Consider the following 24,564-nt stretch of genomic DNA (forward strand, 5'->3'; position numbering starts at 1 on the left):
ACTGCGTTGCCCGTTGTGCGTCAGTATCGGCAGGACACCGCCAGTACGCAAGCCGGGAGCTTGCACGTCCGATCAAATTTACGCGTTACACGCCCAGCCGTTCGCGCTTGACTTCGCGGCTCACCTTTTTGCGGTCGCTGACCGACAGCATCCGCTTCCGGAGCCGGATGCTCTGCGGGGTGATCTCGATGAGCTCGTCGTCTTCGATATACTCGAGCGCAATTTCGAGCGTGATCTGCCGGGGCGGTTCCAGCGTAATGGCCTCGTCCGCGCCCTTGGAGCGCATGTTGGAGAGCTTCTTTTCCTTGCAGGGATTTACATCCATGTCGCCGGGCCGTGAGTTCTCACCGATGATCATGCCCTCGTACACGGCATCACCAGGGGTCGAGAAGAGCGTGGAGCGTTCCTGCAGCGAAAAGAGGGCAAACGCGATGATCGTGCCGTTTTCCATGGAGACCAGCACGCCACGCGACCGTCCGGTGAGCGGACCCGCCCACGGCCCGTACTCCAGGAACCGATGGTGCATGATGCCGGTGCCGCGGGTATCCGTGAGGAATTCCGAACGGTAGCCGAACAAGCCACGGGCCGGCACCCGGTACAGCAGGCGGACGAGCCCCTGCCCCGGGTTCTTCATTTCGATCATCTCGGCCTTGCGGGGGCCGAGCTTTTCGATGACGACGCCGAGATAATCTTCGGGCACGTCGATGGAGAGCTCTTCAAACGGCTCGAGCCGCTGGCCGTTCTCATCGGTACGCATGATGACGCGCGGCCGTGACACCTGGAACTCGAAGCCTTCTCGGCGCATCGTTTCCATGAGAATGGAAAGGTGCAGTTCACCACGCCCACTGACGCTCCAAGCGTCGGTGGTGTCGCTGTCTTCCACGCGCAGCGCCACATTGCGCTCGAGCTCCTTGTACAGGCGCTCACGCAGCTGACGCGACGTCACGAACTTCCCTTCCTTGCCGGCGAAGGGCGAGTTGTTCACCACGAAGTCCACGCTGATCGTGGGTTCTTCCACGCTGATCCCTTCCAGCGCGTCCGGCGTGCCGGGATCGGTGAGCGTGGTGCCGATGTCCACGTTCTCGAAGCCGGCCAGCAGGACAATTTCACCCGCCGAGGCTTCCTGGATTTCAATGCGCTCCAGCCCTTCGTAGCCGTAGAGCTTGGTCACGCGGCCACGGACCGGCGCCACGCTCGCGTCGGGGGTGACGAGCGAGATGCTGTCGCCCATGTGCACCGTGCCACGCTCGATGCGCCCGATGGCCATACGACCGAGGTAGGCCGAATAGTCGATCGTGGAAACGAGCATTTGGAAGGGGCCGTTCGCATCCGTTGGCGGGGGCGGCACGGTCTTCACGATGGTCTCGTACAGCGGCACGAAGTCCACCGCTTCGACGTCGAGGTCAAGCGTGGAGATGCCGTTCTTGGCCGAGCAATACACGACCGGCGAGTCGAGCTGTTCTTCGGTGGCTTCCAGTTCGATGAACAGCGACAGCACTTCGTCGTGCACGCGCAGCGGATCGGCGCCAGGGCGGTCGATCTTGTTGATGACGATGATGGGAGTGCGGCCGAGTTCGAGCGCCTTGCGCAGCACGAAGCGCGTCTGCGGCATGGGGCCGTCAAACGCGTCCACGACCAGCAACACGCCGTCCACCATGCGCAGAATGCGCTCCACTTCCCCGCCGAAGTCGGCGTGGCCCGGGGTGTCCACGATGTTGATCTTCGTGTCCTTCCACCGGATGGAAGTGTTCTTGGCCAGAATGGTGATTCCACGCTCTTTTTCGAGCGGATTGGAATCCATCACGCGTTCTTCTACGACCTGATTTTCGCGGAAGGCTCCAGCCTGGCGGAGCATTTTGTCGACGAGGGTGGTCTTCCCGTGGTCGACGTGCGCGATGATGGCGACGTTACGAATTTCCATAGCCTTAGAAGCTAGCAGAGTGAGGGTTCCGTATTCAACGGGGTGGGCCGCGATTCGGTGCCCTCTGCTCTGCTTGCACCGTCATAATCCGGGGCGTACTGTCTTATTACACCCTTCTGGAGGGATCCACCGATGCACAACCAGAAGCAGGGCTCGTCCGGAACCGGCCGGGACGCGGAGGGCGGAAATGCCGCTCAGGGCGCCGGCGGGTACCCCCTGGGACGAGGGTACGGCCACGATTACATGCGGGGCGGTGAGGTGTTCGGCGGGTATGGCTACAGCGACCGCCCGGAGTACGAAAAGACGCGAGGGGAGCAGAAAGACAGCAGTTGAGGCGATCCGGAGGGCCGACGCATCGCGTCGGCCCTTTTCTATCGCAACCGCCGCTGCACCATGGCCACCGCGGTCTGCATGGCAACCACCAGGCTTTCGGCGCTCGCGACCCCCTGGCCGGCAATATCCAGCGCCGTCCCGTGGTCGGGGGACGTGCGCACGAACGGCAGCCCCAGCGTGATGTTCACAGCGCTGCCAAAGCTGGCCACCTTGATGGCGGTCATGCCCACGTCGTGATAAGGGGCAATGACGGCGTCAAACTCGCCGCGCATGGCGCGCACGAAGACGGTGTCGGCCGGGAACGGCCCGGCCATACCACACGCCCGGGCCACCGGCCCCAGCAGCTCGTCATCCTCATGGCCAAACCGGCCGCCGTCGCCGGCGTGGGGGTTGAGCGCACAGAGCGCGATCCGCGGACTGGGCACCCCCAGATCGTCGCGCAGGCCGGCGTAGGTGGTGTCGTACGCCTGTCGTAGCACCTGCGCCGTGACCGCAGCCGGCACGTCACGCAGGGCAATGTGGGTGGTGGCCAGTACGACCCGTAACCGGTCGCTGGCCAGCATCATGGCGGTGGGCACACCCGCCAGGTGCGCCAGCATTTCGGTATGGCCGGGGAAATCATATCCCCCCGCCTGCAGCGCGTGCTTATCGAGCGGGGCGGTCACCATGCCCTGCACCGCCCCCCGCAGCGCCATTTGCGCCGCACATTCCACGGCCTGCCCGGCAAACCGTCCCGCTGCCTGTTCATCGCGCACAGGGTCACCGGTTGGCTGCCACGCCCCAAGATCCTCCTGCACGGCAATGCCGGTACCTCGCGGACCCACTACCAGCCACAAAGCGCCCAGTGCCCCGATACGCGGGTCACTGAGCGCCTTGCCGACAATCTCCGGCCCAATGCCCCGCGGGTCACCCAGCGTGAGCGCCAGCCGGATCACCGATCGCTGCCCGACTGCTTTGCGGGGTCGTAACGCACACTCACGTAGGTCTTCTTCTTCAGGTTGTCGATCAGGCGGCGCATCTTGCGCTCTTCCGACAGCTGCTCGCGAATGCGCTCGCGCGCCTCGCCGAGCGTCCACTCGCCGGCCTCGTCGAGAAAGGTGACCTGGGCAATCACAAACTTGGACACGCCCGCCGACGGATCGGGGAGCGGGAACGGATCCACCACCTGATTGAGCGTGGCGCCTTCCAGCGCATTCCGATACGGCTCGGGCAGCTCGCTGCGCGGATACTCCGGAATGGTCTTGTCTTCCCCGCTCGCGTCGTCGTGGAACTTCACGCTGAGCGAGTCGAAGCTCCCACCCGCGCGCCACGCAGCCGCCACGCTGTCGGCCAGAATCCTGGCCCGACGTTCATCGGCCGTATCGACCATAGGGCGGATGAGGATGTGGCGCGCCTTGACCTCGGCCGGTTGCACCCGGTCCACCCGAATGATGTGGAAGCCGAACGCCGTCTCCACGATGGGGCTGATGATCCCGGGGTTGAGCGAGAACATCATACGGTCGAACTCCGGCACCATTCTACCACGCCGGTTCCACCCCAAATCGCCGCCCAACTCGCGCGTGCCGTCCATGGACTCGCGCTTGGCGATGAGCTCGAAGTCTTCGGGACGCTTGAGGAGCTCCGCGTACAACGAGTCGATCTTGTTTCGCGCGCGCTTCTTGGAATCTTCGCTGGGCTTGGTGGCCACCACGATCTGACGCAGCCCTACCCGGGCTTCCTTGGGACCAACACGCGCCTTGAACACATCAAACGCTTCGGCAATTTCGGCCTCGCCCACATTGACCGACGTCACCTTGCCATCGCGCTGCAGCTTCTGCATGACGCCCTGCTGGAGCTTGGTGCGCTTTACCTGGTCGCCCTGCAGCTTGCGCCACTCTTCCAGCGATCCCATGCCCGCTTCCTTGAGCGCCGCCTTGAATTCGGCATCGCTCTTGAACTGCTGGCGGATCTTCTTTTCCTGGCTGTCCACCGCATCGGCAATCTCGGCGTCCTGCACTTCGACCTTCTCGTCCTTCGCCTTCTGCACCAGCAGTTCGGCGTCGATCATCTGTTCGAGAATCTCTTGCTCCAGCCGCGCCAGATCCTTGGCCGACTCCACCTTGGCCCCGCTGGCCCGCGCCTGGTTCACCGCGGTCATGACTTCGGACACCAGAATGACCTGGTCGCCCACCACCGCGGCAATGCCGTCGAGTGGGAGCCCCTTGATCGTGTCCTGGACCGCAGCCGTGGTAGCAGGCGCGGGCGTGGTAGCGGCCTGCGCGTGAACGAACGAAGGCGCCGCGAGGAACGCGGCGCCGGTCATGAGAAAGCGAGAGACGGATCGAGGCATCATCCGGGTAAGTACCCGAGGAGGAGAACAGGGTTGCACGGCGGGGCACGCCGTCCCGGAATGACACGCCCCGGCCGATGGTCGGCCGGGGCGTGGGTCACACACCGTACAGTAGCTTACTTCTGGGTCGTGTCAGGGGCCGGAGCCGGTGCGGGCGCGCCCGGCGCTGCCGGGTTGCCGCCCTGCTTGGCCTTCAGCGAATCCGACGTGGCGCGCACCGTCTTGGCCTTCTCGATCACCTTGTCGAGACCGGCTTCGTTGATGCCGAACGTGTACTTCTTCTGCACCGCGCGGGCCACCGGGTACGGCACGTCCACGAACGGCACTTCGTTCTTCACGAGCTTGGCGAAGAACTCTTCCACCTTGGCGCCGGCGATCTTCTCCTTGTCCCCACCCGCCGCCTTCGCGCTGTCGGCGAGCTTGCCCGGCTCAATGCCCAGCGACGTCCAGGTCTGCGTGACGGCGTTCTTGAAGTTCAGGAACAGGTTGGACATCTCAGCCGTGTCCACCGTGGCCTTGGCGCTGTCCGCCTGACGGAGCACGAGTTCGTTGCGCACGATCTGCTTGACGAACTTGTCCACCAGCGTGTCCGGCGCCTGCACCAGCTGCGGGCGAATCTGCGACGACGGCGGATAGGCCGCCAGCCACTCCGCGAAGCGCGACGCGGAGAGCTTGCCACCCTTGTAGGTCGCGATGGCGTCGTTGTCCTTCATGTAGCCAAGCGGGTTCTTCGCAATGGCCTTGGCCTTCACCGTCGCGTTGCTTTCAATCTTGACGGCGTTGTCCGTCTCGAGCTTGGCGAGGTACGTGCTTTCGGCAATCGCCACGTTCCGCTGCTTGGCGATCGGGGCGAACTTCTCCGCCACTTCGGCAAACGGCGTGCGGTAGATGATATGGAAGCCGAATGACGTCTGACACACCGTCTGGCCGATTTCACCAATGGTGATGGCCGCGACGCACTTTTCGAACTCCGGCACCATCATGCCCTTGCCGAACAGGCCGAGGTCACCGCCGCGCTCCTTGGCGCCCGGCTCATCGGAACGGGCCGTGAGCGATACGAAGTTGGCCGTGGTGGCCTGCTTCAGAATGCCTTCGGCCTTGGCCTTGGCCGCGGCGATCTGCTCGGGCGTGGCGCCCTGGTCGGTCTTGATGAGGATGTGGCGCGCCGCGTAGGCCTCGCCGGTCTTGTAGCGCTCTTCGTCGCTGCCGGGCGACTGCGCATCCCACCCCTTGGACACGTTGTCGTAGAACTTCTTGACGCGGATGTTGTCGAGGTTCGACCACAGCGCGTCCTGCATGACCTTGGGATCGGTGAGCGAGTCGCCCTTGGCGGCGGCCATGCCCACGAGCTGGTAGTTCACCCACAACTCGGCGATCGAGCGCGCCACGTCCTTCTCGAGCGGGGCCTGGGAGGTGCCCAGGATTTCCGCGAGACGCGTGGTGGAGAGCTGCTGATTGCCGGCCGTCGCCGCCACGTCGGGGTTGGACGCCGCGCCACAGGCTACGGCAAACGCAACGGCGGAAAGCACGGACAAACGATACGATTTCATCAGGTCAGACTCCGAAAGCGGAGTTGAGGGTGAGTTGTCTGGACTGAGACCCGGCAGAGGCCGGATCCGTTGCCATCGAGGGAAACTGTCAGGGAACGAGAGCCTTGAGAGCGCGGATCAGTCCCTCGAGCATCTCCGCGCCGCCCAAACGGGTGAGTTTGAGGGCGAGGGGCTGCGCACGGCGAACATCCACCTGGAATTGTACCCCGTGGAATGCCGCCGAGAGCCCCTTGAGTCGCGGAACTGCATCAGCCCTGAAAGTAACACGGGCCTCCGAGGCGCGCACAAGCACCCCCTCCACCCCGAGGGAGGCGCCAATGACCCGCAGGAGGGCACTGCCAAAGAGGGCGTCGGCCGGTGCCGGGAGGGCACCGAAGCGGTCACGCACCTCTCCCTTGAGTGACTCTATGGCCGCCGGGTCGCGCAACGCCGTGAGACGGCGGTACACATCCAGCTTGGCCTCCTGGGAGGCGATATAGTCGTCTGGGAGGTACGACGGGAAGTCCAGCGTGACATCGGCCGGAATCCACGACTTCTGCCCACCGTCGTCGGAGAGCTGCCGCACGGTTTCGTCGAGCAGCCGCAGATAGAGGTCGAACCCCACCGAATGCACAAAGCCGGACTGCTCGGGGCCCAGCAGATTGCCGGCGCCGCGCAGTTCGAGGTCCTTCAGGGCCACCCGGTAGCCGGCCCCCAGTTCCGTATGGTGCTCCAGCACCGCCAGGCGGCGCTCGGCGTCTTCGTCCACCCGGTCGGGGACCAGCAGATAGCAGTAGGCCCGTCGGTGTGAGCGACCCACCCGGCCCCGCAACTGATACAGCTGCGCCAATCCCAGGTGGTCGGCCCGGTTCACGAACATGGTGTTCGCGTTGGGCACATCCAGCCCGCTTTCCACAATCAGGGTAGAGACGAGGATGTCCACCTCCCCCTCCACGAACTGCCGCATGATCTTCTCGAGCTCCCGCTCCTTCATCTGCCCGTGGCCCACGGCCACCCGGGCCCGGGGCACCACCCGCCGCAGATGATCGGCAATGGCCTCAATGGTCTCAATGCGGTTGTGCACGAAGAACACCTGCCCACCACGATCGAGCTCGCGGGAGATCGCCTCTTCAATGAGCGCGTCGTCAAACGGCTCCACAAAGGTGAGCACCGGCGAGCGGTCGCGCGGTGCCGTTTGCATGAGCGTCAAGTCGCGCAGCCCGGCCAGCGACTGGTGTAGCGTACGCGGAATGGGCGTGGCCGTGAGCGTGAGCACGTCGGTGGAGAGCTTGAGCTGCTTGAGCCGCTCCTTGTGCTTCACGCCAAAGCGGTGCTCTTCGTCCACGACAATCAGTCCCAGCTCGGCGAACTCCACATCAGGGCTGAGCAACCGATGCGTGCCAATGATGATGTCGACCTGTTTCTTCTTGAGCTTCTCGACAATGACCGCTTGTTCCTTGGCGGTCTGAAAGCGACTCATCACTTCCACCACCACCGGGAAGTCGGCCAGCCGGTCACCAAAGCTGCGCGCGTGCTGTTCGGCCAAGATGGTGGTAGGCACCAGCACGGCCACCTGTCGCCCGCCCTGCACCGCCTTGAAGGCGGCGCGGATGGCAATTTCCGTTTTGCCGTAGCCTACGTCGCCCACGAGCAAACGATCCATGGGGCGTTCGCCCTCGAGGTCGCGCTTTACATCCTCGGTAGCTTTGCGCTGGTCGGGGGTGTCTTCAAACAGGAAGCTGCTTTCAAGCTGCCGCTGCCAGGCGCCGTCGGCGCCGTGTGAGGGACGCGTGGTCACCTTGCGACGCGCGTACAGCTGCAGCAGCTCCTGCGTCATTTCCAGAATGGCCATGCGCGTCTTTTCGCGCTGCGCCTTCCACTTGTTGCCCCCCAGCTTGTGCAACCGCGGCGCCGGCGCGTCTTCCGACACGTCGTTGGCACTGCGGTAGCGTTCAATCTGGTCAATGCGGTACAGCGGCACGTTCAGGCGGTCACCACCCTCGTACTCAATGACCGCGCTTTCAATGGTGCTTTCGCGAACAAAGATCTTTTCAATGCCGCGATAAATACCAATGCCGTGCTCAAGGTGCACCACATAGTCGCCGGGCTTGAGCGCGCCCAGTGACTCCAGCGACGCCCCGGTGCTGTAGCGGCGCGTACGACGCAGGCGGCGGTCACGACGGAAGATTTCGTGATCGGTAAGGACACGCACCACGTTGGGTACAATGAACCCACCGCCCAGCACGCCAATGGCCAGCGACGCGGCCAAGGGGCCGTCTTCACCCAGCAGCTCTTCCAGACGTTCGGCCTGCCCCGCGTTGTCACACAGAATGACCGTGTGCAATCCGTCGCGCTGCAAGCGACGCAGCACCCTCAGGTCACGCGAGATGGTTTCCGGATTGCGCACCGGGAACGCGACATCGGGCTCGGGGCCCGTTGGCGCGAGATCGGCCGCGTTGCTGCTCGCGGCTTTCTGCGGCGGCGGATTGAAACGCAGCGTGCCAAAGCGGGCCAGCGTGCTGGCCATAACCGGCGGCTCCACAAACAGCCGGTCGCGATGCGTGTACTCTTCGCCGCGGCGCAGCGCCAGCTCAATGTGGTGCTTGGCCTCGTCCCACGTGCGCACCAACTCCGGCAGCACACTGCTGCCAGCGGGCATCACCACCAGCGAGTCCGACGGCCACAGCTCGGGGAGCGTGACGCGTTCGTCGGTGTCTTCGGCGGCCTGCACCCGGCCATCCACCGGGAGCACCAGCGCTAGCTCAGCGTCGCGCGTGCTACGCTGCGTGTTCAGATCAAAGTGGCGCAACTCGACAATGTCATCGCCCCAGAACTCGAGGCGCACGGGTTCGGCCATACCGAACGAGTAGATGTCGAAGATGCCGCCGCGCACACTGAACTGCGCCACGTCTTCCACCATGGGCACGCGCTCAAAGCCGATGCTTTCGAGGTGCGTGGCCAGGTCTTCCGGTCGACGCACATCACCCTTGCGGAGCTCCAGCCGAGCCCCGCTGAGGGCCGCGGGAAGTGCGGTGCGTTCCAGCACGGCACGGGCGGTGGTGAGCAGAATGCGCACGCCGCTGCGGCCCAGCTTTTCCAGCGTTTCCACCCGTTCTCCGGCCACCTCGGCGTGGGGCTCCACTTCGCCAAACCCTTCCCGCGGCGGGTACAGCGCGACGGGCACATCGTCCACCAGCGACTGCAAGTCGGCCAGCCAGCGCTCGGCGTCGCCCACCTGGTCGGTAATGACCACCACCAGTCGCTGCGGCAGGGCGCGCGCAAGGGCGGCCACCAGTACCGCATCAGACGAACCGGCAAGGCCACCAACACGAAGAGACCCACCCGGACCGGGGAGGGTCTTGAGCACACGATCGAAGGCGGACAGCCCGGCGATCGCGTCCAGCAGACGTGGAAGTCCCATCTACAACCTGATACCTGAAAAAAAGCTGAACGGCTGAGCCACCATTTCTGCTCCCTGCACCCTGCTCCCTGCAACCTGCGCCACTACCGCCCGCTGATGTACGCCTCGGCCAGCAGTGCGAGTAATGCCAGTGCAAGGAAGGGTATCAGCAACGCCTGTCCGGCGGCACGGGAGAACACCGCCTCCTTCCACCCGGCTGATGACGCGGTGGCCGACACGTCGCGACCGGACACCAGCCCCGCCAGCAGGGCCGGCGCGTTGGCGGTATCGGCCCCCAGCCCCGCGGCGTCAGACTCCGACGGCTCGCCGTTCACCACCAGCGCCCCAATGCGGGCGGCCTGCCGCCGCAAGAAGTAGACACCGGCCTGTCCCGGCACGGTGAGCCGGTCGCCGGAGACGGAGAGCAATGAACCATCGGGTCGCTCGAGGGCAGTGACATCGCGCATGCCGGTCACCACCTGCCCCGGCGTGACCTCCAGCAGACGCCCGTCATCACCCAACCGCCGGGCCAGCGCCTCCAGCACCCACGGAACGAACGAGGCATCGAGCGGCAAGTCGGTGGCCTCCGGCTCAATGGGCGACCCCATGAGCACATACCCGTCGCCGGCCACCACCCAGGGCGCACCGCCGGCGGTGGCAATGGTATCGGGCGTTGATGGCTGCCCACGCTCCTGCTCCCCCGGTGAGTACACCAGCGGATAACGCAACCGCACAGGGGTGCCGTCAAAGGCACGGGCCGACGGCGTGGTGGTGTCGGGAGCGCCGCCGCGGGCCGGCACGCGCGCCAGCACCTGCGACCGGGCTATGGCCCCAAAGCGCCACGGGATACCCAGCCGTTCGAGCTGACGGTTGGCTTCTCCCAACGCAATGGGATCGCGCGGGGCCGACAGCAGCACCGGCAGGCGCAACCCGGCCGCCTCAGCGCTGCTTACTGTCACCACGCGAGGATCCCCTTCACGACCGCGGGCCAGACGACCTTCGTCAACGAGGGTGCCTAGCGCAGCACCAAGAAAGGCCCCGCCCTCCCCGCGCACACTGACTGTTGGTGGAGGCGCCACCCGCACGGCAAACCAGCGGGTATCGTCGGCGCGCAACGCATCGGCGTCGAGCTCTACACTGCCACGCACCCATCCGGTGCTGGCACTCGCCAGTCGCGAAGTCACCCGAGACGGCGCTTCCAGCGTGGCCGGCGGCACCACCCCTCGCGCGACCGTGCGACCATCCAGCGACAGGCGCCAAGCCGCCGAGTCGGACGAGGTAATGGCCAATGTCACGGCACCGCCCGGCGTCCAGCGCACGGGGTCGGGGGTGGCCTGTACCACGGCACGATTGCGAGCGAGGGCCACGCTGTGACGGAGCAGCAGCACCGGCACATCGGCGGCGTTTACCACCGAGTCGCCGCGAAAGGTGCTGCGCTGTCCGTCGCTGACCATGGCCACCACGGGGGTACGCGGGGTGCCGCTACGGGCCAAGCCCACGGCGCGGCGGGTCGCGGCGGCCAAGTCGCCACGACCTCCCAATGGCGTGAGGGCGTCCAGTCCGGCCAGCAACGCCGAGGGGGCGCCTCCAATGACGCGACCATCAGCGGTGACAATCCAGGCGCGATCGTCGCTGGTAAGGTCGCTCACCAACTTGCGGGCATCGGCGCGCAGACTGTCGAACAGCACGCGCCCGTCCTGCACCACGCCGGCACTGAGCGAGTTGTCGAGCACGATGGCCACGGCAATGGGCGCGTGCCCTACGCCCACCAGCCGGGCAATGGGGCGCGCGGCGGCGAGCGCAATGGCAATGACGGCGAGCAGGCGCAGCAGCAGCAACAGCCGGTTGCGCAGCTTGAGATCCTTGCTGTGCTCCTGCTCCATGCGCTCGAGATAGCGCACCGCGGGAAAGTCCACCACGCGGCCCACCCGTCGGCGCAGTAGGTGCACGAGGAGCGGCACGCCGGCCAGGACGGCGAGGGCGAGGAAGGCGGGGGCTAGAAACGCCATGTCAACTCAGAAGGGATCAACTCACACCATCGCGCCGCGCCCATTCACGCCTACCAGATGGCGCAACGGACGGCCGAATGGTTCATCGGTATAGGCCAGTGCGTAGCGGGCGCCGGCGCGTCCCAATGCGGCCCGCCAGTCGTCGAGCGCTTCGGTAACAGTCGTGCGATAGGTGGCCCGCACATCGCCCGGGCTGGCCGGCACCTGCGCGCCCGATTCGGGGTCGCGATACAGCGCTTCCCCGCCCTCCGGGAAATCGCGTTCGGCGGGGTCCATGATGTGCAGCACCAGCACCTCGTGTCCGCGGGCGCGCAGGGTGCGAGCGGCGTCGGCGGTGGGGGTAGGGTCGGTGAGCAGGTCGCTGAGCAGCACCACAAAGCCCGGGCGGCGCACGAGCTTACCGGCGGCCATGAGGGCGTCGGCCACATTGGACTCGCTCCCGCCGCCCGGCTCGCTGAAGGCGGCCATGAGCCGCCGCCACTGGGTGCGCTGCGAACGTGGCGGCACCACATCGCGCAGCGAGGCATCGAAGCGCACGAGGCCTACGGCATCGCGCTGACGGAGGAGCAAGAGCGCCATGGCGCTGGCCAGCCGTTCGGCGTAGGCCAGCTTCGTGAGACGGGTCGGGTCGCCGGTCCACTGCATGGAGGCGCTCACGTCGAGCACCAGCATGGCGCGGGCGTTGGTCTCTTCTTCGAACTGCTTGACTACCCAGCGGTCGGCACGACCGGCAATGCGCCAGTCCAGGTAGCGCAGGTCGTCCCCGGGCATGTACGGCCGGTGCTCGGCGAACTCCACGCTGAAGCCCTTGCGGGGGGAGCGGTGGAGCCCCGTGATGAACCCGTCTACGACCCACCGGGCCACGAGCTCAAGCTGCCCAAGGGCAGCCAGGACGGCGGGGTCGAGTTGGTCGGCGCGGGGTTGGCTCATGTGGGAAGAGTACGCGGGGAGCGGGGTTTTCGCTTAGGGGGAGCATTGGAAGTGGAGGGTCCCACGCCGGAAACCAAACTGACCACTGCAAACTTCAACTGAAAACTGACGACTCGAACTGGAAACTCAGGACTCTTGGCCGTGTTCGGGACACCGGGCTCACGCTGAGCGGGTATCCGGGCCGGGAAGTTTTGAGTTTTCAGTTGGAGTTTTCAGTGGTCAGTTGGAGTTTTCAGTCTTCAGTGTAAGCTGGCCACAGCCAGTGCCCCCGCCCCCCGCCCCCTGCTATCTTTATAGGTTATCCGGGATTTCCTGCCCGGACCGGTTCCTTCAGCAAGGCAATCCGTTGGATCTCAGTCACATCCGCAACTTCTGCATCGTCGCGCACATCGATCACGGCAAGTCCACGCTCGCGGACCGCTTGATCGAAAAAACCGGCACCCTGCAGAAGCGTGAAATGAAGTCGCAGGTGCTCGACACGCTCGATCTTGAGCGGGAACGCGGCATCACGATCAAGCTGAACGCCGTGCGCATGAGCTACACGGCGGGCGACGGGCAGAGCTACGAGCTCAACCTCATCGACACCCCGGGTCACGTGGACTTCACGTACGAGGTGTCGCGGTCGCTGGCCGCCTGTGAGGGTGCCATTCTGGTGGTGGACGCGTCACAGGGCATTCAGGCCCAGACGCTCTCCAATCTGTTTCTGGCCATGGACGCCGGGCTCGAAATCATCCCGGTGCTCAACAAGATCGACCTGCCGGGCGCGGAGCCGGAACGCCGCCGCCAGGAAGTGGTGGACCTCATTGGCTGCATGCCGGAAGACGTGCTTTGCGTGAGCGGCAAGGAAGGCACCGGCGTACCGGAGCTGCTGGAAGAAATCGTGAAGCGTGTGCCGCACCCCAAGGGCGACCTCAAGGGCCCCTTGCGCGCGCTCATTTTCGATTCGTACTACGACAAGTACCGTGGTGCCATTCCCAGCATCCGCGTGGTGGACGGCGAGCTTCGCAAGGGGATGAAGATCACCTTCGGCGTGTCGGACAACATCTACGAAGTGGCCGAAGTTGGGTATTTGCAACTTCGTCAGGTGCCCACGGACGCCCTGCGCGCCGGTGAAGTGGGTTACGTGCTGGCCGCCGTACGCTCGGTGCGCGAAACGCGCGCCGGCGACACGATTTTTGACCAGGACAACCGCGCGCCCGAAGCGCTGCCCGGCTACCAGGAAGTCAAGTCGTTCGTGTTCGCGGGCATCTATCCCACCGACACCACGCAGTACGAAACGCTGCGCGACGCGCTAGAGAAGATGAAGCTCAACGACGCCTCGCTGCAGTACGAACCGGAAACGTCCACGGCGCTCGGCTTCGGCTTCCGCTGCGGCTTTTTGGGACTGCTGCACATGGAAATCGTGCAGGAGCGTCTGGAGCGTGAGTACGATCTCGACCTCGTCACCACGGTGCCGAGCGTGGAGTATCACGTGGAGAAGACCGACGGCACCGAGATGCTGGTGGAGAACCCGGCGCTCATGCCGCCATCGGTACTCATTCAGAAGGTTGAAGAGCCGTACGTTCGCGCGCGCATCATGTGCCCCACCGACTACATCGGGCCCATCATGACGCTCGGCATGGAGCGGCGTGGCATTTACAAGAACTTGCGCTACCTCGACACGGTACGCGTGGAGCTCGACTGGGAATTCCCCCTCGGCGAAATCATTCTCGACTTCTTCGACAAGATGAAGACGGTGAGCCGCGGGTATGCCTCGCTCGACTACGAAATGCTGGAGTACCGCCCCAGCGATCTCGTGCGCCTCGACATGCTCATCAACGGCGACGCGATCGACGCGTTCTCCGTGATCGTGCACAAGGACAAGGCCTACGAGTGGGGTCGCAAGGTGGCGGAGAAGCTCAAGGAGCTCATTCCGCGGCAGCTGTTCGAAGTGGCCATTCAGGCCACCATCGGGCAGAAGGTCATTGCGCGTGAAACCGTGAAGCCGCTCCGAAAGGACGTGCTGGCCAAGTGCTACGGCGGCGACATTTCGCGGAAGCGCAAGCTGCTCGAGAAGCAGAAGGAAGGAAAGAAGCGCATGAAGCAGGTGGGCAGCGTGGAGATTCCGCAGGAAGCGTTCTTGGCGGTACTGCAGGTCGATTGATCAGTGCCTGTCTCTGCGGTACTACAAACATCTTTCCTGGGTGACATGGTCCTCACCACCCCGCTCCTTGAGCGGTTGGCTGGTGAGGGCCTTGTGCATGTAGTGGCCACGCCGGCCAATGCGGCCGTGCTCGCCAATCACCCGGCGGTGGCGAGTGTCATTGTGTTCGACAAGCGAGGCGCCGATCGCGGGTGGAGGGGGTTGCGGCGCGTTGCCGAGCGGCTACGAAGCGTAGGAGCGCAGCGCGCCTATCTCGCGCAGGGCTCAAATCGTACGGCGGCGCTGGCCTGGCTGGCGCGCATCCCGGAGCGCATTGGCTTCGAGACCAGTGGTGGCAAGCTGTTTACCACACGCCGGGTGCCTTACAACCGCACGCAGCACCATGCCGCCCGTCTGTGGCAACTGGCCAATCCCCTGGGGCACGATGGCACGCTCCCGGAGCCACTCCGGCCTTCTTTGTATCCCGGCGCGTCCGATACGGCGGCGGTTGAGGCCCTCCTGCGTGCATATCAGGTGGCCCCTGGCACCTCCTTGCTGGCACTCGCCCCCGGGAGCGTATGGGCCACCAAACGTTGGCCCAGCTTTGCGGCGCTGGCCACCGCGCTGGTGCAGCGCATTGACGGCGCCAGTCACGGCACGGCCGAACGGGTGGTGGTGCTGGGAGCTGCCGGCGACGCCCCATTGGCGGCCGAGATTGCCCGTGCGGTTTACGAGGTTGGCGGACCACCGGTGATCGACGCCACCGGCAAGCTGTCGCTGCTCGGGTCGGCAGCCCTGTTATCCCGCTGTCGGGTGCTCATCACGAATGACTCGGCCCCGCTGCACTTGGCCAGTGCCATGAATACCCCTACCGTGGCGCTCTTTGGCCCGACCGTCCCCGGTATGGGCTTCGGGCCACTGGCCGAGCAGCAGGTGGTTCTTGGCCGCAAGGAGCTCTCCTGCCGCCCCTGTCATGCCCATGGGCCCCAACAGTGTCCGCTGGGGCACTGGAAGTGTATGCGTGACCTCGCTCCCCAGGATGTGGCCCACGCCGTGCTCGAGTTGGCGCATTCGGGAGGCTAGTAACGCATCGCCACCCGCAGCCGCTGCCACCACTGTTCATCGAATTTGCTGATGGCCAGCGGATTGCCGCCGGAGACATCGGCCTCCTGCCCGTGTCGCACGACGACCACGTCGAGACTGGGAATGACGTAGATCTTCTTGTCGCCCTTGCCGAGTGCCGCGACCAGATCGCGCGGGGCGCTGGGGATAAGGGGCGCACTGACGGTCGGCAACAGGTAAGGCCCCGGCATTCGATATGTCGCGCCGCTGTTGAGCCACCACAGATAGCCGTAGCCCGCATTGTCAGGAGTGGACGACTGCCACGACCGCGTGAACCAACTGGTGTCGGTTACCACCGGGGTGCCGCTCCAGCGGCCGCGGGACATGGCCAGCAGCCCGAAGCGGGCCATATCGCGCGCCGTCGCACTGAGAATGAATCCAGGTTCGCCGGTATCAAACGACAGCCGCCAGGTGCTGGTCATGCCAATGGCATTGAATAGCAGCGCCCGGGAAACAGCATTGATGTCCTGTCCAGATGCCCGCTGGGCCACCTGAAACAGCTGGTAGTAGGCCGGGTTGTTGTAGTAAAAGCGAGTTCCCGGCGCCACCACCTGCTGCAGGGAATCATTGAGCCCCGACGCCATGGACAGCAGATCCCGCACCCGGATACGCGCCTCGGTGGCCGGACTGCGCGACCATCCAGCCCCGATCCACTGCGACGCCGGATCGTCGAGTGAGAGGCGCCCGCTGGCGCTCAGCTGACCGATCACGGTGGACAGTACACTCTTACCGGCCGACGCAATGATGGAATCGGTGCTGATGGTCCACCCGCCCCAGTATCGCTCGGCCACAATTCGGCCCCGCCACAGGATGATCACGGCGGTGCTTTTTTGCGTCCCCGCCCAGTCGAGCGCACTCCGCAAGGCGGTGGAATCCCAGCCAACGGAGGCGGGGGCGATGGTTTCCCACGCGCCGGTTGCCGGCGGGTAGTGCACCGCGAGCGTGCGCGGGTCGGGGGCCTGAGACGGCGGCGTGGGCGCGGAGCCCGCGTCGCCGCAGGCCACCAGGGGCAGCAGCAGGGCCATGCGCAGGAGGCGGGGGTATCCAGTCATATCCCCATGGACGACCAAACCGGGGGTGGCGTTAGGGCGTTGCGCGTTATCTTGTGGCCATGGCTTCCACCACGCCCTCCCCCGATTCGCAGTTCATCATTGGTGTCGACCTTGGCGGCACCAACATCGTCGTCTCCGCCATGTCGCTCGACGGCTCACGCCTGTTTGGCTCGCAGTCGGAGCCAACGCTGGCCATTGAGGGGGCCGATGCGGTGATTGCCCGCATGGCCCGCATGGTGAACACCACGGTTGGCATCACCATGAAGGAGGCCGGCGTCCCCAAGAGCGCGTTTCTGGGCGTGGGGATTGGAGCCCCGGGCACGGTAGACCGAGAGACTGGTCGCGTGCTGGCCGCGCCCAACCTCAAGTGGTACGACTTTCCGCTGGTGGAGCGGATGGCCGAGCTGACGGGTTTGCCGGTCAAGATCGATAACGATGCCAACTGCGCGACGTACGGCGAGTGGTGGCTGGGTGCGGCGCGGGGTGGTCGCAACGTCATTGGCGTCACGATCGGCACGGGCGTGGGTGGCGGCATCATCATCGATCGCCAGGTCTATCATGGCTCCAGCGATGCCGCGGGTGAGATCGGGCATATCACGATTGATCTCAACGGGCGTCGCTGCGGATGTGGAAACTATGGCTGCCTCGAGGCCTATGCTTCCGGCAGTGCCATCGCCGAGCGGGCGCGCGAAGCGCTGCTCAACGATGAGTCATCGGTGCTGCCGTCGCTGGTGAACGGCGATCACTCCAAGATCACCGCGGCCGTGGTGTACAGCGCGGCGGGTCAGGGCGATGCACTGGCCCTCGAAATCGTGCGTGAAACGGCGCGCTATCTCGGGGCGGGGCTGGCCAACCTGTTGAATGTGTTCAACCCCGACGTCGTGGTGGTTGCCGGCGGGGTGACGCAAGCCGGCGAAGCGCTCTTTGGTCCACTGCGCACCGAAGTGCGACGCCGCGCCTTCAAGAGCGTGTCGGACGCCTGCCGCATTGTGCCCGGCACGTTGCCCGGCACGGCGGGCGTGGTCGGCGCCGTGGCATCATTCATTTCACAAACCACTGGGCATCCCCCCGCGTGACCACGACGGCTTCGCACACGCCGACCACCAAACGCGTCGGCGTGATTGGCTCCTTTGTGTGGGATGTGCTGCACGGCCGTGATGGACGCAGCGTCCCGATTGAAGAGTGGGGCGGCATTACCTATTCGCTCTCGGCGCTCGATGCGGCGCTCCCCGACGACTGGGAGATTGTACCGTTGGCCATGGTTGGTCAGGATCTTGTGGAACGTGCGCAGTGGTATTGCCGCGGACTGCGCCGCATGGCGCCGGATGCCGCACTCATTGGCGTACCGTATCCCAACAACCGCGTGGAGCTGCGCTACCTCGATGATGAGCGACGTACCGAGCATCTCACGGGCGGTGTGCCTGCGTGGACGTGGCTGGGACTCAAGCCGGTGCTGGACGCCGCACGTCTCGACGCGCTGTACATCAACCTGCTGAGTGGGTGGGAGCTCGACCTCGAAACGGCGCAGCTCATTCGCGCCCACTTTCAGGGTCCCATTTACTGCGATCTGCATATGCTGGTCATGGCGGTCCAGGCCGACGGGCTGCGCACACCGCGGCCCCTGCCCAACGTGGCAGAGTGGTGTGCCTGCTTCGACGTCATGCAGGTGAACGAAGATGAGATGCGCCTGATGGCGCCCGACTCCATGGCGCTGGCCGCAACGGCCATGGCGGCCGGGGTGTCGGTGTTGGGCGTCACGTTGGGCAAGCGGGGCGCCGCGTACTTTGCCGCGCCCGGGATCGAATCGTTGCACGACTTGCCTCCTCGCAGAGGTCACAACGTTGCTCTATCCACATCACCTCGTGGCGGCGCCGGCGCGCTCGGTGCGCTGCGCACCGCGCTCGTTCCTGGCGTGCCGCCGCGCGTTGACGGACCGGGAGATCCCACCGGTTGTGGCGATGTGTGGGGCGCCACCCATTTCTCCCGGCTCCTTGCTGGTGATAAGTTGACTGATGCCATCGCGGCAGCCAATCGTGCTGCATCGCGAAACGTCGAACATCGTGGGGCCGCTGGCCTCTCGAATCATCTCCGCGGAGAGCTCAGCACCACGTGACGACTGTCATCAGCGTGCCGCCATCGCTCGACGAACACACGTTCGAGCAGGTGATTGAGCAACTGGCGGCCACGCCGGAAGGATCCAAGATCCTGCTCGATGCTCGGCATGCCCGCTGGGCCTCGCCCTACGGTCTCACCGCGCTGCTCTGTGTGCCGCAGGCGCGTACGGAGCGCATTGCCTTTGCCGTGCCCGAAAATCCGGATACGGTTTCGTACTGGTCGCGCACCGGGTTCTTTCGGCATGCCGCCGACCTGTACGAACTGCACGGCGCCGTGCCGCGTGCACGTGAGGCTCACGAAAGCGACGTGCTCCTGGAAATCACCCCCATTACCAAGAGCGATGATGTGCACGGCGTGGTGGGGCGCATTCAGCAGAAGGCCGCCGACATTCTGCACGGGCAGCTCAATCTCGACACCGCGGTGACCGGCGCGTTCGGCATGACGCTCAGCGAAGCCTGTCAGAACATCGTGGAGCACGCGGGACTTGGCGGATGGGTGGCGGTGCAGACGTACAAGTACACCCGGCGATTGGGCCGCCGTGTCGTGGTCATTTCGGTGTGTGACGCCGGCGTGGGCTTTCGCAAATCACTGGAAAGCTCGCCGGGACATCGGCGCAGTGACCGCTGGGACGATGCCATGGCGCTGGAAGATGCCGTCCTGCGTGCCGCCTCGCGCTTTCGCCATGGCGATGCAGGACGCGGCCAGGGGTTGGCCGGCATTCGTCGATTTGTGGGGCGTTGGCACGGCAAGCTCACGGTACGCAGCGGCACGGCGCGCCTTGGCATCATTCCCGAATGGGACGAGGATGTACCCATGACGGAGGGGCTCCCGTTTTTCCCCGGCGCGCAGATGCAGATCATCATCCCTGAGCGGGTCGGGGAAGCGCCCGCACGCTCGGCAGGCGGTGGGGCCGCCTCCCGGGGCCGGAGCCGCCTGTGATGCACATTGATGTGGGACTCGTGCTGCGCGGCACCGTGTGCGATCTGTATTCCAATCTCGTCACCCGCCCCACCGGGGCGGCGGTACGTACGGCCATCGAACAGCAGTTCGGAGAGATTGGCGCCCCGGCCGTTACCACGATCGACTTTTCGCAGGTCAACCTGCTCGATTTTTCCTGCGCCGACGAAATCGTGGCCAAACTGCTGTTGCGGTTCACCAGCGACGACGGTCCACCGGGGTTTCTCACTTTCCGGGGCATTCACGAGGGGCACATCGACCCGATCGAAACCGTCCTTGAGCGACACGCGCTGGCGCTGGTCTCCTGGCACGAAGGCGAAGCCGAGCTCTTTGGCTGCGTCGAGGACGACGAGCGTGACCACTGGCTGGTGGTGCGTGATCGCGGACCGGTGCAGGTCGAAACGGTCGCGCGCACGCTCAACGTGACAGAGGAGTTCGCCATGGCCCAGCTTGAGCGGCTGACCCGGCGGCGTCTGGTAATGCGCCGAGATGAGGGGTATACCGTACCGGGAGTGGTTCAGGGCGGGCCCGGATCGCTACCGACCAACGGATCGGGGGTACAGTGAGCAAGGACGACGACACTCTGGGAGGTCCCGCGGGCGGCACCCGCAAGCTGGGACTGTTCAGCGGCTTTGCCCCGCCCGTACAGGTGGTGGGGTTCATCGCCACCCGGAAGGGCGACCCGGACCGGGGGCCCCTCATCCGCATGCGTCCGGACGATGCCCTGGTCCGCCTCGTGACCGCGGGCGAACTGGTGCGTGTGGTATCGGAGCGTCGCTCGGAGTTGGCCGTGCTCGAAATGGACGAATCCCTCCCACGGGGTGGCGTGGTCCTCCGTGACGTGGTCGGGGCGTCGCCCTCTGAGCTGGTGCGCGTGCTCCGGGTGGACAATATCTCGCGCCCTCGTCCCTGATCCCTCACCCTCACCTCTTTCGCGTGCCCCATCTGCTGCATCGCCGGCTGGCCGACCTTGAAGGCGCCGAGTCGGCGCTCGTTCTGGCCAGTGGTCGTGCCGCCGTCGCGTGCACGGCGCTGGCGTTGTTGCGTCCGGGGGACCACCTGCTCTCCAGCATGTGGCTGCGGCCGGAAACGCGACATTTCTTCGCGCAAGAACTGCCGGCTCTTGGTGTGGAGGTCTCCTACGTCGATCCGCGGGAAACCCGTGGCTGGCGACGGGGATTGTCGCGCACGACACGGGCTCTTTTTGTCGAATCGCCGGTGCTGGAGTCGGGACGACTGCTTGACCTGCGCCCGCCGCGTACGCTCACCCAGGAACTGGGGCTCGCGCTCATTGTTGACGCCACCGCCGCGTCGCCTGTGAACTTCACCCCGATCGCCCATGGCGTGGACATCGTGCTGCACGATGCCACGCTGTTCCTCGATGGACACGGGCAGGGTGAAGCCGGCGTCGTGGCCGGTACCGAGGGACTAGTGGAAGAGGTGCGCCTCAAGATGGAAACGTGGGGGGCCCTGCCCCACCCGCTGGCGCGCGTCCAGCTCGACAACGGTCTCGCCACGCTCGAAGTGCGTGTCCAGCGGCAGAACAGCACGGCGCAGCAGCTTGCCGAGTGGGCCGAGGGGTACCCCGACGTCAGCGCGGTATTGTATGCCGGTCTCGCCTCACACCCTGACCGGTCGGCGTTCGAAGAATGGTTCAAGGGCGCGGGTGCCACGGTGCATCTGCGCCTGCGCGAGCAGCTCCACGCCGACATTGCGCCGGATGTTCCTCAGATTGCCGCGCACGCCTCGGCGTTGCTCGCCGGCGCGCCCGGTGCCCGCAACGTGATCACGCACATCGCCCCGGGGGGTGACGCGGGGTGGCTCCGTGTACACGTGGGGCTCGAGTCGGTGGATACCATTATTGCGGCCCTCGTGTCGGCGATCTCCGCGCCCTCTCCGTTCTCCAGTTAGCCGATGTCCGGGATTCTTCGCGTAGCGAACGTGTCGAAGGAATACCCACGTTCGGGTATGGCACTGCGTGATGTGTCCTTCGAAATGCAGAAGGGCGAATTCGTCTTTTTGGTAGGACACTCCGGTGCGGGCAAGAGCACCTTGCTCAAATTGCTCACCATGGCCGAACGCCCGACCACCGGCGAAGTACGCGTGTCCGGCTACTCGAGCTTTTCCATCAAGCCACGGGAAGTACCGCACCTTCGTCGTCGATTGGGAATTGTCTTTCAGGACTTTCGCCTACTCCCCGATCGCACGGCCGAACAGAACGTGGCCTTTGCATTGGAAGTCACGGGCACCCCCAACGCGCAGATCGGCCCCAAGGTGGCCCGGCTGCTGACGCAGGTGGGACTCGCCTCCCGGGCCACGGCCTATCCGCACGAACTCTCCGGTGGCGAACAGCAGCGGGTGGCCATCGCCCGCGCGCTCGCCAACGATCCGTTTCTGCTGCTCGCCGACGAACCGACGGGCAATCTGGATGATCGAGCCACGCACGCCATTTACCTGTTGCTGCGTGAGATCAACGCCCGGGGCACGTCGGTCCTCATGGCCACCCACGACGTTGCGATTTTGCAACGCGCGCAGCAGCGATGCATTGAGCTCGATCACGGACAGCTGGTCTTTGATGGCAACGATATGACCGCGCTGGTGGCCAGCATGCGCGGGCGGCGTCCGTGAGGCTCGCATGAGGCTTGCTTTGCGTGAAGTGGCGCTGGCGTTTCGCCGTGCTCCGTTACTGGCCGTACTTGGTGTCGTGACGATCGGCTTTTCACTCTTTGCCTTTGGGCTGTTCGGGTTGGTGGCGCTCAACATCCGGACGGCGTTGCGTGAGGTGGAGGATCGCGTGGAAATCCGTGCGTTTCTGGTGGAGGGGGCCAAAGATGCGCAGATCGATGAATTGATGCAGCGCATGCAGAAGAACCCGGCAGTGGCCGAGGTGGGGTTCGTCTCACCCGATTCGGCCCTCATGCGCGCCAGGGCCGAATTGGAGGAGTTCCGCGATGTCATGGACGGCGCGTTCCTCCCCGGGTCGGTTGAACTGCGGCTCAAGGAAGGATTGCGCGATCCAGCCACGGTGGCCGAACTATCTCGACGGCTGCAGACGTATCCGGTGGTGGAAGAAGTCCGTTATGGGCGCGAGTGGGTGGAGAAGCTGTACAAGATCAGAAACATTGCCGCGCTAGCCGGCACCGTACTGGGCGGGGTGTTTGCAATGGTCGCGGTGATCATCATCGGCAGTACCATTCGCATGGCCATTCTCGCGCGAACGCGCGAGATCGAAATCATGCGACTGGTCGGGGCCACCAACTGGTTTGTGCGTTTCCCCTATCTGCTGGACGGTCTGCTCAAAGGATTGCTCGGAGGTGTGCTGGCCGTCGCCATGTCGTGGGGCACGACCAACATTCTGGCGCGCTCGCTCATGCAAACCGAGTTCTTCAGCCAGGATCAGATTCTGCTGGGCATTCTGGCGGGTGGCCTGCTGGGCCTGCTGGGAAGCTGGTTTTCGGTGGGCCGTCATTTGCGCCAGGTCTGGCGCGACTGACACGGGGTCTCGACATGCGAGTGTGGTTCGGTGCGGCGCGCGTGGGCGCCTGTCTGCTGGTGGGCGCGTGGACCGCAATGGTCCTCCCCACCGCCAGGCTCGCGGCGCAGCAGCCACCGCAGAGCGCCGAGCAACGGTTGCGTCAGCAGCAGGACGAACTGGACAAGTTGCGGCGCGAGCGCTCCGATCTAGAAGCGCGCATGAACGAACTCCAGCGAAGTGCGCGGTCCCTGACTGACGAAGTGAACAATCTGGAAGCGCAGCGCCTCACCACCCGCCGGTTGGTGGTGGCGCTCGATCAGCAGCTCGAGACAATCAACGAAGAAGTCGTAAAGGCCGGGTCGGGGCTTGTGCGCGCCGAAGGGGAGTTGGTGAACAAGCGCGGGGCGCTGCAGCGCCGCATGGTGGAGATCTACAAGCGCGGCAGTCTCTACGATGTGGAAGCCATGCTGTCGGCGCAGTCGTTTGCCGGGCTGGTGGCACGCTACAAGTATCTGCACGAGCTTGCGCTCAACGATCGCAAGCTGGTGCAGCGCGTGGAAGGGTTGCGCGACCAGATCATTACGCAACGCATGTTGCTGGTGCGGCTCCAGGATGAAGTAAGCCGGAATCGCCAGGAAAAAGACCGCGAAGCGCGCCGCCTCGCCGAACTGGAATCCCGCCGCCAGCGGAACCTCACCGCCGTACAGCTTTCGGCGCAGCGGACTCGCGAGCGCATGCAGCAACTGGCGCGAGACGAATCGCGCATCTCCAACGCCATCGCCACCTTGGAGACCGCGCGGCGACGCGCCGAACTGGCTCCCAACGCGCGACCGGCCGCAGCCTCCACCATTCGGACGTCAGATCTCGGCAAACTGGACTGGCCGGTGGACGGCGCCATTCTGTATCGGTTTGGGCGCGTGGTGAATCCCAACAACACCACCACGCGATGGAACGGCATTGGCATTGGCGCCGCGGTTGGGACGGTGGTGAAGAGCATTTCCGCCGGCGAAGTGGTCCTGGCCGACAACGTGGGCACCTATGGTCCCACCGTCATTGTGCAACACGGTGGCGGTGACTACTCCGTGTACGGATCGCTGCAGCGCATTGATGTGCGCCGCGGGCAACAAGTGAGCAAGGCACAGGTCATTGGCACGGTGGGCGATACCGATCCGGAGTTGCCGCCCCACCTGCACTTCGAGATCCGCCCCAAGGGAAGAGCGATTGATCCGCTGGAGTATCTGCGGGCCAAGCGCTGACCTGCGGACACCAC

The 24,564-nt window shown here is 65.1% G+C and carries 19 protein-coding genes and 1 pseudogene; 11 read left to right on the plus strand and 9 right to left on the minus strand.

The features are described 5' to 3' along the window. Positions 1-85: 85 nt before the first annotated feature. The 8 genes and pseudogenes from typA to GEMMAAP_RS11345 form a co-directional block, all read right to left on the minus strand. Positions 86-1,921: a translational GTPase TypA gene (gene typA / locus GEMMAAP_RS11310; RefSeq protein WP_026849688.1), complete on the minus strand. Its 1,836-nt coding sequence runs from the start codon at positions 1,919-1,921 to the stop codon at positions 86-88. A gap of 371 nt (positions 1,922-2,292) precedes the next feature. Beyond that, positions 2,293-3,189 (minus strand): 4-hydroxythreonine-4-phosphate dehydrogenase PdxA, encoded by an 897-nt coding sequence (gene pdxA, locus GEMMAAP_RS11320; RefSeq protein ID WP_053334130.1) that lies wholly within the window; start codon positions 3,187-3,189, stop codon positions 2,293-2,295. Next, on the minus strand, positions 3,186-4,586 hold the full coding sequence (locus GEMMAAP_RS11325; protein ID WP_082821253.1) for a peptidylprolyl isomerase: 1,401 nt from the start codon (positions 4,584-4,586) through the stop codon (positions 3,186-3,188). Before GEMMAAP_RS11325 ends, pdxA begins: the two co-directional genes overlap by 4 nt. Positions 4,587-4,699: 113 nt before the next feature. Next, positions 4,700-6,133 (minus strand): peptidylprolyl isomerase, encoded by a 1,434-nt coding sequence (locus GEMMAAP_RS11330; protein ID WP_026849684.1) that lies wholly within the window; start codon positions 6,131-6,133, stop codon positions 4,700-4,702. An 88-nt stretch (positions 6,134-6,221) separates the two neighbouring features. Further along, positions 6,222-8,519, minus strand: coding sequence for a transcription-repair coupling factor (gene mfd, locus GEMMAAP_RS11335; protein WP_425482931.1), 2,298 nt, complete (start codon positions 8,517-8,519; stop codon positions 6,222-6,224). Positions 8,520-8,864: 345 nt separating this feature from the next. After that, positions 8,865-9,533, minus strand: a pseudogene (locus GEMMAAP_RS21235) (hypothetical protein); the annotation flags it as partial. Between the two features lie 83 nt (positions 9,534-9,616). Beyond that, complete coding sequence (locus GEMMAAP_RS11340) at positions 9,617-11,521, minus strand: BatA domain-containing protein (RefSeq protein ID WP_043580706.1); 1,905 nt, start codon at positions 11,519-11,521, stop codon at positions 9,617-9,619. Between the two features lie 21 nt (positions 11,522-11,542). Then, entirely contained in the window at positions 11,543-12,451 is a 909-nt protein-coding gene (locus GEMMAAP_RS11345) for a DUF58 domain-containing protein (RefSeq protein WP_053334128.1), read from the minus strand. 346 nt (positions 12,452-12,797) lie between these two features. On the opposite strand from GEMMAAP_RS11345, the gene lepA reads away from it, so the two are divergent. Next, on the plus strand, positions 12,798-14,594 hold the full coding sequence (gene lepA / locus GEMMAAP_RS11350; RefSeq protein ID WP_026849683.1) for a translation elongation factor 4: 1,797 nt from the start codon (positions 12,798-12,800) through the stop codon (positions 14,592-14,594). Positions 14,595-14,597: 3 nt separating this feature from the next. After that, a complete protein-coding gene (gene waaF, locus GEMMAAP_RS11355) occupies positions 14,598-15,656 on the plus strand; it encodes a lipopolysaccharide heptosyltransferase II (protein ID WP_075071495.1) in 1,059 nt (352 codons plus the stop codon). Here waaF and GEMMAAP_RS11360 read toward each other — a convergent pair. After that, entirely contained in the window at positions 15,653-16,747 is a 1,095-nt protein-coding gene (locus GEMMAAP_RS11360) for a serine hydrolase domain-containing protein (protein ID WP_075071496.1), read from the minus strand. The genes waaF and GEMMAAP_RS11360 overlap by 4 nt on opposite strands. Positions 16,748-16,806: 59 nt before the next feature. Here GEMMAAP_RS11360 and GEMMAAP_RS11365 point away from each other — a divergent pair, with 59 nt between their 5' ends. From GEMMAAP_RS11365 to GEMMAAP_RS11405, 9 genes are read left to right on the plus strand one after another with little or no spacing between them, the layout of a single operon-like run. Beyond that, positions 16,807-17,823: an ROK family protein gene (locus GEMMAAP_RS11365; protein WP_043580897.1), complete on the plus strand. Its 1,017-nt coding sequence runs from the start codon at positions 16,807-16,809 to the stop codon at positions 17,821-17,823. After that, entirely contained in the window at positions 17,820-18,860 is a 1,041-nt protein-coding gene (locus tag GEMMAAP_RS11370; RefSeq protein ID WP_026849681.1) for a PfkB family carbohydrate kinase, read from the plus strand. Before GEMMAAP_RS11365 ends, GEMMAAP_RS11370 begins: the two co-directional genes overlap by 4 nt. Then, positions 18,857-19,801, plus strand: a complete 945-nt coding sequence (locus tag GEMMAAP_RS11375) for an ATP-binding protein (protein ID WP_026849680.1) — start codon at positions 18,857-18,859, stop codon at positions 19,799-19,801. The genes GEMMAAP_RS11370 and GEMMAAP_RS11375 overlap by 4 nt, the downstream gene beginning before the upstream one ends. Continuing rightward, the gene (locus GEMMAAP_RS11380) at positions 19,798-20,385 is read left to right on the plus strand and encodes a hypothetical protein (RefSeq protein ID WP_145979105.1); all 588 of its coding nucleotides are present in this window, start codon (positions 19,798-19,800) and stop codon (positions 20,383-20,385) included. The genes GEMMAAP_RS11375 and GEMMAAP_RS11380 overlap by 4 nt, the downstream gene beginning before the upstream one ends. Then, positions 20,382-20,732, plus strand: a complete 351-nt coding sequence (locus GEMMAAP_RS11385) for a hypothetical protein (RefSeq protein WP_026849678.1) — start codon at positions 20,382-20,384, stop codon at positions 20,730-20,732. Before GEMMAAP_RS11380 ends, GEMMAAP_RS11385 begins: the two co-directional genes overlap by 4 nt. A 23-nt stretch (positions 20,733-20,755) precedes the next feature. Then, positions 20,756-21,730 carry a PLP-dependent transferase gene (locus tag GEMMAAP_RS11390; protein WP_026849677.1) on the plus strand — a complete coding sequence of 325 codons (975 nt, stop codon included), beginning with the start codon at positions 20,756-20,758 and terminating at the stop codon, positions 21,728-21,730. 12 nt (positions 21,731-21,742) lie between these two features. Continuing rightward, a complete protein-coding gene (gene ftsE, locus GEMMAAP_RS11395) occupies positions 21,743-22,447 on the plus strand; it encodes a cell division ATP-binding protein FtsE (protein WP_026849676.1) in 705 nt (234 codons plus the stop codon). 7 nt (positions 22,448-22,454) lie between these two features. Then, the gene (locus GEMMAAP_RS11400) at positions 22,455-23,312 is read left to right on the plus strand and encodes a cell division protein FtsX (protein ID WP_082821255.1); all 858 of its coding nucleotides are present in this window, start codon (positions 22,455-22,457) and stop codon (positions 23,310-23,312) included. A 14-nt stretch (positions 23,313-23,326) separates the two neighbouring features. After that, complete coding sequence (locus GEMMAAP_RS11405; RefSeq protein ID WP_026849674.1) at positions 23,327-24,550, plus strand: murein hydrolase activator EnvC family protein; 1,224 nt, start codon at positions 23,327-23,329, stop codon at positions 24,548-24,550. Positions 24,551-24,564: the final 14 nt, after the last annotated feature.

The sequence above is a fragment of the Gemmatimonas phototrophica genome, assembly GCF_000695095.2.
Lineage (GTDB): Bacteria > Gemmatimonadota > Gemmatimonadetes > Gemmatimonadales > Gemmatimonadaceae > Gemmatimonas > Gemmatimonas phototrophica.

What these genes read in the sequence shown, in the direction of transcription:
- typA (WP_026849688.1), bottom strand. Translation starts at nt 1,921, where the DNA reads ATGGAAATTCGTAACGTCGCCATCATCGCGCACGTCGACCACGGGAAG.
- GEMMAAP_RS11325 (WP_082821253.1), bottom strand. Translation starts at nt 4,586, where the DNA reads ATGATGCCTCGATCCGTCTCTCGCTTTCTCATGACCGGCGCCGCGTTC.
- GEMMAAP_RS11330 (WP_026849684.1), bottom strand. Translation starts at nt 6,133, where the DNA reads ATGAAATCGTATCGTTTGTCCGTGCTTTCCGCCGTTGCGTTTGCCGTA.
- GEMMAAP_RS11340 (WP_043580706.1), bottom strand. Translation starts at nt 11,521, where the DNA reads ATGGCGTTTCTAGCCCCCGCCTTCCTCGCCCTCGCCGTCCTGGCCGGC.
- GEMMAAP_RS11345 (WP_053334128.1), bottom strand. Translation starts at nt 12,451, where the DNA reads ATGAGCCAACCCCGCGCCGACCAACTCGACCCCGCCGTCCTGGCTGCC.
- GEMMAAP_RS11360 (WP_075071496.1), bottom strand. Translation starts at nt 16,747, where the DNA reads ATGACTGGATACCCCCGCCTCCTGCGCATGGCCCTGCTGCTGCCCCTG.
- GEMMAAP_RS11365 (WP_043580897.1), top strand. Translation starts at nt 16,807, where the DNA reads ATGGCTTCCACCACGCCCTCCCCCGATTCGCAGTTCATCATTGGTGTC.
- GEMMAAP_RS11400 (WP_082821255.1), top strand. Translation starts at nt 22,455, where the DNA reads ATGAGGCTTGCTTTGCGTGAAGTGGCGCTGGCGTTTCGCCGTGCTCCG.
- GEMMAAP_RS11405 (WP_026849674.1), top strand. Translation starts at nt 23,327, where the DNA reads ATGCGAGTGTGGTTCGGTGCGGCGCGCGTGGGCGCCTGTCTGCTGGTG.